Genomic DNA, 13,804 nt, shown 5'->3' with positions numbered 1-13,804 from the left:
ACGTCGGCACGGATGCGGATACGGACGCGGGCTTCGCGGTTCAGCCCGCGCGCAGCGCCATGGTCATCGCCTCGACCGCCAGCAGCGGCGCCACATTGCGGTCCAGCGCCTGGCGGCACGCCGTGACCGCCTCGATACGGCGCAGCGTCCGCTCCGCCTTCGAACCCGACGCCACCCGCTCCAGCGCGTCCCGCACGTCGGTGTTGGCCAGCGCGACCCGGGAGCCCATCTGGAGCGCCAGCACATCCCGGTAGAAGCCGGTGAGGTCGGTCAGCGCCTGGTCGAGGCTGTCCCGCTGGGTACGAGTGGCCCGGCGCTTCTGACGGTCCTGGAGCTCCTTCATGGCTCCGGCCGTGCCGCGCGGGAGCCGTCCGCCCGTACCGGCGGCGGCGCCCAGGGCGGCGCGCAGCTCCTCGGTCTCCTTGACGTCGACCTCCTCGGCGACCTGCTTGGCGTCCTCGGCCGCCGCGTCGATCAGCTCCTGCGCCGCCTTGAGGCAGCCGCCCACGTCGTCCACGCGCAGCGGCAGTTTGAGGACCGCGGCGCGGCGGGCGCGGGCCCGCTCGTCGGTGGCCAGACGGCGGGCGCGGTCGATATGGCCCTGGGTGGCGCGGGCGACGGAGGCGGCCCGCTCGGGGTCGATGCCGTCACGGCGGACGAGGATGTCCGCGACGGCGTCCACCGGGGGCGTACGGAGGGTCAGCAGGCGGCAGCGGGAGCGGATCGTGGGCAGCACGTCCTCCAGCGAGGGCGCGCACAGCAGCCACACGGTGCGCGGTGCGGGCTCCTCGACCGCCTTGAGCAGAACGTTGCCCGCGCCCTCGGTGAGCCGGTCGGCATCCTCCAGGACGATCACCTGCCACCGGCCGCCCGCGGGCGACAGCTGGGCCCGCCGGACCAGGTCCCGGGTCTCCTTGACGCCGATGGTGAGCATATCCGTGCGCACCACCTCCACATCGGCGTGGGTGCCGACCAGGGCGGTGTGGCAGCCGTCGCAGAAACCGCAGCCCGGGGCGCCGCCCAGGGCCCGGTCGGGGCTGACGCACTGGAGGGCGGCGGCGAAGGCGCGCGCGGCGGTGGCCCGGCCGGAGCCGGGCGGACCGGTGAACAGCCAGGCGTGGGTCATCTTGGACGACGCACCCGGCTCGGCGGCCGGGGCGCCGTCCGCCGCCTGCGCCGTGACCAGGGTGTCCGCATCGCGCGCGGCAGCCGTGAGCTGGGCCGCTACTCGGTCCTGCCCGACCAGGTCGTCCCACACCACCATGGCTGCCTCCGCCCCTTGTGCTTACGCCATCCCATTGTGGGCCACCGCTCGGACACCCGGATCCCTCGGCCACCCGGAGCCACGGCCGGAGCGACCTCGAGCGAGAGGCCCATGGGACGGCTCCGGCCGTCCCATGGGCCTCTCGAACGAAGCGGTCGGACCGCCGCCGTCAGCGGCGCCGTCTGCCGTCCTCGTCGTCGTGCGGGCCGAGCAGTTCGTCGGCCAGGCTCGGCAGATCGTCCAGCGGGGTCTCCTCCGCCCACTCCGGACGGCGGCGCTTACGGCGCGAAGCCGACGACCCGCCCTGGTCCTCGGGCTGCCCCTGCCGCCCCTGGGCATCGTTCCCGCCATAACCGTGGCCGTGACCGTGGCCGTACTGGGGCATCTCGCGGGTGCGCTCGTTCCCGTGGCCCTGGCCCTCCTCGGACCGGAACATCCACGGCGGAACCCGGTCCGCCGGATCGCCGGACCGCTCGTCCCGGACGGGCGGCAGCACGGCCGTCTCGTCGGCCGCGTTCGACGGCTCCGGCGCGGCGGGCGCCTGAGGAAGGACGGTCGTCTCCTCGGCGTCCGGCCCCTGCTGGGGACGGACCGGCGGCAGCACCGCCGTCTCGTCCGCGTCCCGGGGCGGGGTGCCCCGGTCGGCCGCCGTGGTCCGCGGGTCGACGCGCGGCGTCCGAACGGTCTCCGTCGCGTCGGGCCGGGCCGCCGTACCCGCCCCGCCCGAAGCGTTCTCCGCCTCGTCCCGGCCCGGACGGGCCGGGGGCGCGGGCGGTACCGGAGGTGCCGCGGGCGGCTGCGGCGCCGGACGGTCGGGACGGGCCGGAGCCTCGGTCTCCACCGTCGGCGCGTCGGCCCCCGGAGCGTCCATCGCCGTCCGGGCCCGCTCCGCCCGCAGCAGCGCCTCCTCCGCCTTGCGCTGCTCGTCCAGGCGGCGGGCCTCCGTCTCGGCACGCTGCTGGGCCTCCGCCTCCGCCTGGACGCGGCGCCGCTCCTCCTCGGCGGCGCGGGCGCGGTCCTCCGCCTCGATACGCCTGCGGTCCTCCTCGGCCCGGCGGCGCGCGTCCTCGGCCCGCTTGCGGGCCGCCTCCGCCTGCCGCTCGGCCTCGCGCTGCCGTGCCTCCTCCAGCTCGCGGCGCTTGCGCTCCTCCTCCTCGGCGCGCGCCTTGGCCAGCGCCTCCTGGCGCTCGCGCTCCAGCCGCTCCTCCTCCGCCTTGCGGGCGGCCTCTTCCTCGGCCTTGCGGCGGGCCTGCTCCTCGGCGGCCTTCCGGGCCTCCTCCTGGGCCTTCACCTCCGCCTCGGACAGCGGCATCATCCGGTCCAGGCGGTGGCGCACCACAGAGGTGATCGCCTCGGGCAGCTGCCCGGCGTCCACGACGAGGTAGCGGGCCGGGTCCGCGGCGGCGAGAGCCAGGAATCCGGACCGTACGCGCTGGTGGAACTCGGCGGGCTCGGACTCCAGCCGGTCCGGGGCCTCGGTGAAGCGCTCGCGCGCGGCCTCCGGCGAGACGTCCAGCAGCACCGTCAGATGCGGCACCAGGCCGTTGGTCGCCCAGCGCGAGATCCGGGCGATCTCGGTCGCGGAGAGATCGCGCCCGGCGCCCTGGTAGGCGACGGACGAGTCGATGTAGCGGTCGGAGATGACCACAGCGCCGCGCTCCAGCGCCGGGCGGACCACGGAGTCGACGTGTTCGGCGCGGTCCGCCGCGTACAGCAGCGCCTCCGCGCGGTGCGAGATCCCCGCGGACGAGACGTCGAGCAGGATCGAGCGCAGCCGCTTGCCGATGGCGGTCGCGCCCGGCTCGCGGGTGACCACCACCTCGTGGCCCTTGGCCCTGACCCACTCGGCCAGCGCCTCCACCTGCGTGGACTTCCCCGCTCCGTCACCGCCCTCGACGGCGATGAAGAAGCCGGTGGCGGCCGGGGCCTCGTCCGCGCCCCCGCCGCCGCGCAGCGCCTCGCGCAGATCGCGCCGCAGCGGCACGCCCTGCCGGTCGTCGGTGCGGCCGAGGACCAGCGCGGCGACGGGCAGCAGCAGCGCGCCGACCAGCATCAGCGTGAAGGCCGCGCCGCCGTGGGCGAAGACCCAGTCGCCGCTGCCGAGCCGGTGCGGCCCGATGACGGCGGCGAGCAGCGGGGCGGCGACCGCGCCGAGCCCGACGAAGACGCGGACGACGGCGTGCAGATGCTCGGTCATCCGGGGCCGGCGGGACTCCTCGGACTCCTGGTCCAGGAGGGCGTGGCCGGTGTACGCGGCGATTCCGGCCGACAGCCCGGCGATCAGGGTGATCAGCAGGACCGTGGTGGCGTCGTGCACCAGGCCCGCCGCGAGCAGCGCCAGCCCGGTCAGCGCGATCGACAGCGCGAGCAGCCGGCGCCGGGACAGCCCCGGGAGCACATGCGGCGCCCAGCGGATGCCGAGCGCGGGACCACCGCTGAGGGCCAGCACGAGCAGCGAGTAGCCGACCGGGCCACCGCCGAGGTCCACGGCCTGGAGCGCGGCGACGCCGACGGCCGCGGCGATCGCGGCCGCCACTCCGGCGCAGGACAGCACCAGCAGCGGTACGGCGCCGGTGCGGCCCTTGTCGGCACCGCTGCCGGACGCGGCGCGCGGGCGGCGCAGCCCTTCGAGCGGCGAGCGGGTGCGGGGCGTCTGCGCGGCGGGCAGCTCGACGAAGTAGAGGATCGAGACGGAGGCGGCGAAGAGCCCCGCGCCGACGTACGAGCCCAGCGCGGCCTGGTGGTCGTGGAACCACACCACGCCGGTGCCCAGCAGCCGTGCGAAGAGCGTGACGACGAGCAGCGCGGCGGCGGCGAGCGGCAGCGTCAGGAAGGTGGTGCGCAGCGAGAGCCTGCGCAGCGCGTCGAGGTGGTCGGGCAGCGGGCGCACGGCCGCGCCCTCGACGGGCGGGGCCGGGAGCAGCGCGGGGGCAGCGTCGTCCTTGGCGACGGTCCAGAAGCGCTCGGCGACGCCGACGACAAAGGTGGTGATGAGCAGCCAGGCGACGGCGTCGCCCGGGGTCCACTCGATCCACAGCGGGGCGATGAGCAGCAGGGCCAGCCGCACCCCATCCGCGCCGATCATGGTCCAGCGGCGGTCCAGCGGTCCTGAGGGGGCCAGCAGCGAGGAGACCGGGCCGAGCAGGACCGCACCGAAGAGCACGGTCGCCAGGAGCCGGACGGCCAGCACGACGGCGACGGCGAGGGCCGCACCGCGATAGCCGCCGCCGAAGGAGCCCGTGGCGACGGAGGCCTGCAACGACAGCAGGACAAGCACCAGCACGGCGAGCGCGTCTCCGGCGCCGCCGACGAGTTGGGCACTCCACAGCCGCCGCAGCGGCGGATAGCGCAGCAGGGCCCGTACGGCACGCTCACGGGAGTCCGCGGCCAGTGCGCCGGATGTGGTGGTCACGTCCGTTGGCTGCTCTCGCGTCATCCCGCAAGCCTATCCGGATCACGTAAATTCACGTGCCCCCGGCCGAACAAACAGGCGGGGGCGCGTGGGTTGCGGCGAAATGAGCCGTGGCTACTCGGCGTTGGCCGCCGACTTCTTGGCCGCCGTGGTCTTCTTCGCGGCGGTCTTCTTGGCCGTTGTGGTGGTCTTCTTCGCCGCCGTCTTCTTGGCGGCGGTCTTCTTCGCGGCCGTCTTCTTGGCCGCCGTCTTCTTCGCGGCGGTCTTCTTCGCGGCCTTCTTGGCCGGGCCCTTGGCGCGCTTCTCCGCGAGCAGCTCGAAGCCGCGCTCGGGCGTGATGGTCTCGACGTCGTCGTCCCGGCGCAGCGTCGCGTTGGTCTCGCCGTCGGTGACGTACGGGCCGAACCGGCCGTCCTTCACCACCACCGGCTTCTCGCTGACCGGGTCGGTGCCCAGCTCCTTCAGCGGCGGCTTGGCGGCGGCCCGGCCGCGCTGCTTGGGCTGGGCGTAGATCGCCAGCGCCTCGTCGAGGGTGATGTTGAAGATCTGGTCCTCGCTGTCGAGCGACCGCGAGTCCGTGCCCTTCTTCAGGTACGGGCCGTAGCGGCCGTTCTGCGCGGTGATCTCGGTGCCCTCGGGGTCGGCGCCGACGACACGCGGCAGCGACATCAGCTTGAGGGCGTCCGCCAGGGTCACCGTGTCCAGGGACATCGACTTGAAGAGCGAGGCGGTGCGCGGCTTGACCGCGTTCTTGCCGGTCTTCGGGGTGCCCTCGGGCAGCACCTCGGTGACGTACGGGCCGTAGCGGCCGTCCTTCGCCACGATCATGCGGCCGGTGTCCGGGTCGGGGCCCAGGTCGAAGTCACCGCTCGGCTTGGCGAGCAGCTCCTCGGCGTAGCCGACGGTCAGCTCGTCCGGCGGCAGGTCGTCGGGGACGTCCGCGCGGTGGCCGGTCTGGCCCTCGGTCTGCGAGGGGCGCTCCACATACGGGCCGTAGCGGCCGACGCGCAGCACGATGCCGTCGCCGACGGGGAACGAGGAGACCTCACGGGCGTCGATCGCGCCCAGGTCGGTGACCAGCTCCTTGAGGCCACCGAGGTGGTCGCCGTCGCCGTTCCCGGCTTCGGCGGCGGCACCCGCGCGGCCGTCGGCGGTCTCACCGAAGTAGAAGCGCTTGAGCCACGGCACGGCCTGGGCCTCACCGCGTGCGATGCGGTCGAGGTCGTCCTCCATCTTGGCGGTGAAGTCGTAGTCGACCAGCCGGCCGAAGTGCTTCTCCAGCAGGTTCACCACGGCGAAGCTCAGGAAGGACGGCACCAGCGCGGTGCCCTTCTTGAAGACGTAGCCGCGGTCGAGGATGGTGCCGATGATCGAGGCATAGGTCGAGGGGCGGCCGATCTCGCGCTCTTCGAGCTCCTTGACCAGCGACGCCTCGGTGTAGCGGGCCGGGGGCTTGGTGGCGTGGCCGTCGGCGGTGATCTCCTCGGCGGCGAGCCGGTCGCCCTCGGCGACCTGCGGCAGACGGCGCTCGCGGTCGTCGAGCTCGGCGTTCGGGTCGTCCGCGCCCTCCACGTAGGCCTTCATGAAGCCGTGGAAGGTGATCGTCTTGCCGGAGGCGGAGAATTCCGCGTCCCGGCCGTCGCTCGCCCGGCCGCCGATCTTGACGGTGACCGACTGGCCGACCGCGTCCTTCATCTGGGAGGCGACGGTCCGCTTCCAGATCAGCTCGTAGAGCCGGAACTGGTCGCCGGTGAGGCCGGTCTCCGCCGGAGTGCGGAAACGGTCCCCCGAGGGGCGGATCGCCTCGTGCGCCTCCTGGGCGTTCTTGACCTTGCCCGCGTAGGAGCGCGGCTTGTCCGGCAGGTAGTCCGCACCGTACAGCTGGGTGACCTGCGCCCGCGCCGCCGCCACCGCCGTGTCCGACAGGGTGGTGGAGTCGGTACGCATATAGGTGATGAAGCCGTTCTCGTACAGCTTCTGCGCCACCTGCATGGTGGCCTTGGCACCGAAGCCCAGCTTCCGGCTGGCCTCCTGCTGGAGGGTGGTGGTGCGGAACGGGGCGTACGGCGAGCGGCGGTACGGCTTGGACTCGACGGACCGCACCGTGAAGGCGGTGTCGGCGAGGGCCGCGGCCAGGGAGCGGGCGTTCTCCTCGTCCAGGTGCAGGACGTTCGCGCCGTCCTTGAGCTGCCCGGTCGAGGTGAAGTCACGGCCCTGGGCGACCCGGCGGCCGTCGACCGTGCTCAGCCGGGCGCCGAAGGTGCCCGGATCGGTGGCGTCACCGGTCCGGCCGGTGGCGAAGGTGCCGGTGAGGTCCCAGTACTCGGCGGAGCGGAAGGCGATGCGCTCACGCTCGCGCTCGACGACAAGCCGGGTGGCCACCGACTGCACACGGCCCGCGGACAGCCCGCGCATGACCTTCTTCCACAGGACCGGCGAGACCTCGTAGCCGTAGAGGCGGTCGAGGATCCGGCGGGTCTCCTGGGCGTCGACCAGGCGCTGGTTCAGCTCGCGCGGATTGGCCACGGCCTCGCGGATCGCGTCCTGGGTGATCTCGTGGAAGACCATCCGGCGGACCGGGACCTTGGGCTTGAGGACTTCCTGGAGGTGCCAGGCGATGGCCTCGCCCTCGCGGTCCTCATCGGTGGCGAGGAACAGTTCGTCCGATTCGGCGAGCAGCTCCTTGAGCTTCTTGACCTGGCTCTTCTTGTCCGCGTTGACGACGTAGACCGGCTGGAAGTCATGCTCGACGTCCACACCGAGACGGCGCACCTCGCCGGTGTACTTGTCGGGTACCTCGGCCGCACCGTTCGGCAGGTCCCGGATGTGCCCGACGCTGGCCTCGACCACGTATCCCGGGCCGAGGTAGCCCTTGATCGTCTTCGCCTTGGCAGGCGACTCGACGATGACGAGTCGGCGGCCGCCCTGCGCGGTCTCGCTGGTGGTCGGGGACAACTTCGCTCTTCTCTCCGGTCGACGCCTCGGTGAACGGGCACTGCAGCACGGGTAACGCGTACACGGCCACCACTTCGGTGACGCTGCGGAGTGTGACGGTACCTCCCGCCCCCATGTCAAACGGAAAAAGCCCGCAACGCCACTCGAACGGTAACCCGACAAGCGTCCTGTCTGCCGCCCGGAGCGGCACAAGCCACCGCGGAAGGCCCTGTCAGGCGTAACCCAGGCACCAGATCCCGCCGCCGAGTGCGGCGAGGCCGAAGAGAAGGGAGAGCGTCGCGGAAGCGACGGGGCTCACACCGTGCGCGACCGGCTGACGCAGCCGCATTCGCGCCACCGTCCACAGCAGCAGCGCTGTGCCGAACAACACGAATGCCGCTCCGGCGAAGATCGCAGGTCCGCTCTCCATGGCCGGATCGTGGCACGCGCGGAAGGCGTCCGCGCGAACCTGGGATGAACAGCGCGCGACCGGCCTTTTCGGCCATGTTCACGGGCCCCGCAAGCGGGATACGCCCTGGCGTGTCCCGGTACGGACCGGGAGGGCCCACGGGGCGGCCCGGCGTGCCACGCGGGTGGTCCATCCGGTCACGCACCGCCAGAGATTCCGTACATTCCGTATATCGGGGCCGCTCCGTGGCCCCGTACGGCAGGTTCCTGTCATAGGGGGCACGGGGTGCGGGGCGATCACACCGGCGCACGCCGGGCACGACTACGCCCCCTGAGGTCCTTCGGGGCCCTCGGCCCCACTCCCGCCCTCGGCGCGCTCGGCCTCCTCGGCCCCGACCGGCTCCAGAAAGCCCTGCCCGACCAGGAGCCGGATGGACTCCGGAGTGCGGTCGCGCAGCACCACCGGGTCCTCCCCGAGGAGCTGGGCGATGGCGTCCAGGATCCGGCCCGCGCTGAGTGTGCCGTCGCACACACCGGCGAAGCCCGCGCCGACCGTGTCCACCTTCGTGGCGCGCCGCATACCGCGGTTCTGCCGCAGCACCACATGCTCCGGGTCCTCCGCCCCGGGCAGCCCCACCTGCTCCTGCACGACCTCCTCCGCCAGCCGGAAGCGCCCGGCCAGCAGCGCCGCGTCGTCGTGCGTCCGCAGGAAGTCCTGCCGGGCGAAGTGGGCGGCGACCGCGTCCCCGAGCGGCTGCTCGACCGGATGCGGCCACTCCTCCACCGTCACCGACGGCCGGGCCGCACCGGACTTGCGCAGGGTGATCCAGCCGAAGCCCACGCCCTTGGTGCCGCGCGCCTCGAATTCGTCCAGCCATGCGTCGTAACGCGCCGCGTACACCTCCGGCCCGGCCAGATGCTCACCCGCGTCACGCAACCACAGCTCGGTGTACTGCGTGATGTCCTGCACCTCGCGCTGCACGATCCACGCGTCACAGCCGCTCGGCACCCAGGAGGCCAGCCGCTCGCGCCAGTCCTCCCCCTCGATGTGCTGCCAGTTGGCGAGCAGCTGGCACCAGCCGCCGTCGGTGAGGTGGTCGGCGGACTGCCGCACGAGGGTCCGGCACAGATCGTCCCCGGCCATCCCGCCGTCCCGGTAGACCAGCCGGGAGTCCTCCGGGGAGCGCGGGGAGATCACGAACGGCGGATTGGACACGATCAGGTCGTACCGCTCGCCGTCCACCGGCTCGAAGAGCGAGCCCTCGCGCAGATCGGGCTCCGGCGCACCGGACAGGGCGAGGGTCAGCCGGGCGATGGCCAGGGCGCGCGGATTGCGGTCGGTGGCGGTCACCCGGGTGGCGTGGCGGCTCGCGTGCAACGCCTGGACACCGGACCCGGTGCCGAGGTCGAGGGCACGGCCGACCGGGGTGCGCAGGGTGAGCCCGGCGAGCGTGGTGGAGGCGCCGCCGACCCCGACCCCGAGCACGAGCTGGGAGCGGTCCGCGGCGCTCCGCTCGCCGCCGGGGCCGCCGATACCGCCCGCGCCGCCGACCGCGCAGCCCAGGTCGGAGACGATCCACCAGTCCTGGCCCTCGGGCCCGCCGTACGGCCGTACGTCCACGGTCGCGCGCACCTCGTCGCCGTCCCGCACCAGCCAGCCGTCGGCGAGGCAGTCCTCGGCGGGCAGGGCCGCGGCCGCCCTCCCGTACGGCTCGGGGCGCTGCAACAGGAAGAGCCGCACCAGCGTCTCCAGCGGGGAGTCACCGCGGGTGGCGCGGAGCGCCGGAACGGTCTCGCTGCGGGCCAGGGCGGCATAGGCGGACGCGCCGAGCAGATCCAGCAGACCGTCGGCGGTGAAGGAGGCGGCCGACAGCGCGTCACGGAGACGAGCGGTGCGCCCGGGGTCGGCGGTGGGGAGACGGAACGGAGGCTGGTGCGTACTCACGCCCCCATTGTCGGGGCAATCACCGACGGCCCGCGACGACCGGCGGCAACGCGCGCCACGACGGCCGGGGCCGGGGTGGGGGGAGCGTGGACGACATCACGTCGTGGATGACATCACGTCACCGACGGGGCTGACGGGCCGACAACGGGGGCGTGGTGCGGGGGCTTGCCTTCCCGGCATCCACTGCTACGAATTCACTTAGTGGATGACCTGGCGCCGGGTTCCGTTCAGGACTGCGTGGCCGCGCCGCCGCTCGGGGCCTTCGGCTTCTGGCAGCCGGGCTGCTTGGCCATCGCCGTGCCGACCTCCCCCTCCTGCAGCTTCTGGAGGGCCTTGTCACCCGACTTGCTGAGCTTGTCGAGCTCGTCGGCGACGCCCTTGAGCCCCTCGGCGAACTTCGACTTGTCCGAGGTGTCGAGCTTGTCGACGCTCGTCTTCAGGTCCTTGTACGCCACGGAGGTGGAGTTGAGCTCCTTGACGGCCTGCTTCTGGGTCGTCTCACCGTTGTCGACCGGCGGTGGGCCCGCCTTCTGCACTGCCTTGGCCAGCGCCGCGTACGACTCGGAGATCTGCTGGAACGCCTTGGAGTCGGTCTGCTGGAGCTTCTTGGAGTCCTGCTCGTCGGCGGCTGCCTGAATGGAGGCGTTGGCTCCCTGAATCTTCTTCAGCTGCGGCTGCACCTCGTCGCAGACCGACTTGGCCCAGTCGTTGACCTTCTTGTCGCCCTCGTCGCCGTTGCCGCCGCAACCAGTCAGCGCCACGACGAGTGCCGCACCGCCGGACAGCGCTGCCACTAGCTTCTTGATCACCGGATTGGTCCCTTCCATGGCTCTCGGCCCCGGAACATACACGGCGATCCGGCGATGATCGTGGGGCGGGCATCCCGTATGGATGCTTTTGAAGCCATTTGCATCAAGCTCGCTGTGCTGTCCGCCTCACTCCACGGAGGGACGTCCGGTGGCATGCGTACGGGCGGACGGTGTGCCGGTGCACACCACCCGCCCGCACGTCGTGGGGGCCCTCACGGCCCCGTGACCGACCCCGGGGTCAGGACACCACCGCCGCGTCGGCCGACTTCGCCACGCGCTCGGAGTTGCCTTCGTCACCCACGGCGATTCCGCGCCGCTTGGAGATGTAGACCGCTCCCACGATGATCACGACGGCGGCCACCGCGATGACCGCGCGCAGCCCCGGACTGGCGTCGTCCCCGTACGAGAACTTCACCACCGCCGGGGCGATCAGCAGCGCCACCAGGTTCATGACCTTCAGCAGCGGGTTGATCGCCGGGCCCGCGGTGTCCTTGAACGGGTCGCCGACCGTGTCGCCGATCACCGTGGCGGCATGGGCCTCACTGCCCTTTCCGCCGTGGTGCCCGTCCTCGACCAGCTTCTTCGCGTTGTCCCAGGCGCCGCCGGAGTTCGCGAGGAAGACGGCCATCAGGGTGCCGGTGCCGATCGCCCCGGCCAGGAAGGAGCCGAGCGCGCCGACCCCGAAGGTGAAGCCGACGGCGATGGGCGAGAGGACGGCGAGCAGACCCGGAGTGGCCAGCTCGCGCAGGGCGTCCTTGGTGCAGATGTCGACGACCCGCCCGTACTCCGGCGTCTCGCTGTAGTCCATGATCCCGGGCTTCTCACGGAACTGCCGCCGCACCTCGAAGACCACCGCACCGGCCGACCGCGACACCGCGTTGATCGCCAGTCCCGAGAAGAGGAAGACGACGGCGGCGCCGAGGACGAGCCCGACGAGGTTGTTGGGCTGCGAGATGTCCAGGCTGAGATTCATCTCACCGGCCACGGTCGCGTGCACATCGTCGATGGCCTCGGCGATGGCGTCACGGTACGAGCCGAAGAGCGCGGCCGCGGCGAGCACCGCCGTCGCGATCGCGATGCCCTTGGTGATCGCCTTGGTGGTGTTGCCGACCGCGTCGAGGTCGGTGAGCACCTGCGCACCCGCGCCCTCGACATCGCCGGACATCTCGGCGATGCCCTGCGCGTTGTCGGAGACCGGGCCGAAGGTGTCCATCGCGACGATGACGCCGACGGTGGTCAGCAGACCGGTACCGGCAAGCGCGACCGCGAACAGCGCCAGCATGATCGAGCTGCCGCCGAGCAGGAACGCGCCGTAGACGCTGAGCCCGATCAGCACCGCCGAGTAGACCGCGGACTCCAGGCCGACCGAGATACCCGAGAGCACCACGGTGGCCGGGCCGGTCAGCGAGGTCTTGCCGATGTCCCGGACGGGACGCCGGGTGGTCTCGGTGAAGTAGCCGGTGAGCTGCTGGATGAGCGCGGCCAGCACGATGCCGACCGCGACGGCCACGAGCGCGAGGACCCGCGGGTCCCCGCTGTGGCCGAGGATCTCACGGTCGGTGACCCCGTCGAGATCGGCGTAGCTGGACGGCAGATACGCGAAGACCGCGGCCGCCACCAGCACCATCGAGATCACGGCGGAGATGACGAAGCCGCGGTTGATGGCGGTCATCCCGCTGCGGTCGGAGCGGCGCGGGGCCACCGCGAAGATCCCGATCATGGCGGTGACCACGCCGATGGCCGGAACGAGCAGCGGGAAGGCGAGACCGGAGTCGCCGAACGCGGCCTTGCCGAGGATCAGCGCGGCGACCAGGGTCACGGCGTAGGACTCGAAGAGGTCCGCGGCCATGCCCGCGCAGTCGCCGACGTTGTCACCCACGTTGTCCGCGATGGTCGCGGCGTTGCGCGGGTCGTCCTCGGGAATGCCCTTCTCGACCTTGCCGACGAGGTCGGCACCGACGTCGGCGGCCTTGGTGAAGATACCGCCGCCGACCCTCATGAACATCGCGATCAGGGCGGCACCGAGACCGAAGCCCTCCAGCACCTTGGGCGCGTCGGCGGCATAGACGAGCACCACGCAGGAGGCGCCCAGCAGGCCGAGGCCCACCGTGAACATGCCGACCACACCACCCGTCCGGAAGGCGATCTTCATCGCCTTGTGCGAGACGGCCGTCAGATCCACGCCCGGCTGACCGGGCGCGGAGGAGGCGGAGTCCCCATTGACGGATGTGCCGGGTGAGGCGGACGCGGCGGGGGTGGCTTCACGGGCCGCCGCGGCGACGCGCACATTGCTGCGCACCGCGAGCCACATCCCGATATAGCCGGTGGCCGCCGAGAATCCCGCGCCGATCAGAAAGAACACCGAACGCCCGATGCGCTGCGCCCAGTCGTCCGCAGGCAACAGCATGAGCAGGAAGAACACCACCACGGCGAATCCGCCGAGGGTGCGCAGCTGCCGGGCGAGATAGGCATTCGCGCCTTCCTGCACGGCCGCGGCGATCTTCTTCATGCTGTCCGTGCCCTCGCCGGCCGCGAGGACTTGTCGTACCAGCACCACCGCGACCGCGAGTGCCGCGATCGCGACGGCGGCGATCACCAGCACGATCACACGGTTGTCATCGGTCAGTTCCGCGGCGGCCAGGGTTGGGGTTAGGTCCAGCTGATGAGGGGTGAGAGGCCCCGCCATTCGTCCTCCTTGACGTTTGGCACATGGGCGCGCAGCAGTTCTGCGACCGCAGAAGAGCCGCCACGCTCAGGCGTCCTGAGCTCGAGATGTGGACGGATTGTAGGGAGCGTCACACGATCAAAACAGGGCGCCGGAATGGGAATTCGCCTGCATCAGTGAAGATCAATAGGTTTGCGGCCCGTGAATTCCTCCGGAAGAAGGGCGTTTGACAATTGGTTGACGGGTGTCAAATGATCTCCATAAATGATCTCGGTGCACTATGAAAAGTGCTGATCAGGGCTTACTTCACTGATGATCGCGAGGCACGATGGGCGGGTGATGCGGAAGATCGCGGAGAGGCCTGGGA

The 13,804-nt window shown here is 72.0% G+C and carries 7 protein-coding genes; all 7 read right to left on the bottom strand.

Going from position 1 to position 13,804, the window contains the following annotated elements; genetic code table 11:
- Positions 1-40: 40 nt before the first annotated feature.
- Positions 41-1,264 (bottom strand): DNA polymerase III subunit delta', encoded by a 1,224-nt coding sequence (locus HUT19_RS21900; protein WP_176182098.1) that lies wholly within the window; start codon positions 1,262-1,264, stop codon positions 41-43.
- Between the two features lie 169 nt (positions 1,265-1,433).
- Complete coding sequence (gene tmk / locus HUT19_RS21895) at positions 1,434-4,700, bottom strand: dTMP kinase (RefSeq protein WP_176182097.1); 3,267 nt, start codon at positions 4,698-4,700, stop codon at positions 1,434-1,436.
- A 90-nt stretch (positions 4,701-4,790) separates the two neighbouring features.
- The gene (topA, locus tag HUT19_RS21890) at positions 4,791-7,631 is read right to left on the bottom strand and encodes a type I DNA topoisomerase (RefSeq protein ID WP_176182096.1); all 2,841 of its coding nucleotides are present in this window, start codon (positions 7,629-7,631) and stop codon (positions 4,791-4,793) included.
- 211 nt (positions 7,632-7,842) lie between these two features.
- A complete protein-coding gene (locus tag HUT19_RS21885; protein ID WP_176182095.1) occupies positions 7,843-8,040 on the bottom strand; it encodes a hypothetical protein in 198 nt (65 codons plus the stop codon).
- A 300-nt stretch (positions 8,041-8,340) separates the two neighbouring features.
- Positions 8,341-9,963, bottom strand: a complete 1,623-nt coding sequence (locus tag HUT19_RS21880; protein ID WP_176182094.1) for a class I SAM-dependent methyltransferase — start codon at positions 9,961-9,963, stop codon at positions 8,341-8,343.
- A 227-nt stretch (positions 9,964-10,190) separates the two neighbouring features.
- Positions 10,191-10,772, bottom strand: a complete 582-nt coding sequence (locus HUT19_RS21875) for a small secreted protein (RefSeq protein WP_254885700.1) — start codon at positions 10,770-10,772, stop codon at positions 10,191-10,193.
- A gap of 238 nt (positions 10,773-11,010) precedes the next feature.
- Positions 11,011-13,458 (bottom strand): sodium-translocating pyrophosphatase, encoded by a 2,448-nt coding sequence (locus HUT19_RS21870; RefSeq protein WP_176182092.1) that lies wholly within the window; start codon positions 13,456-13,458, stop codon positions 11,011-11,013.
- Positions 13,459-13,804: the final 346 nt, after the last annotated feature.

This window comes from Streptomyces sp. NA02950, assembly GCF_013364155.1.
In the GTDB taxonomy this organism is placed as follows: domain Bacteria; phylum Actinomycetota; class Actinomycetes; order Streptomycetales; family Streptomycetaceae; genus Streptomyces.
This window is presented reverse-complemented; position numbering and strand designations above follow the sequence as displayed.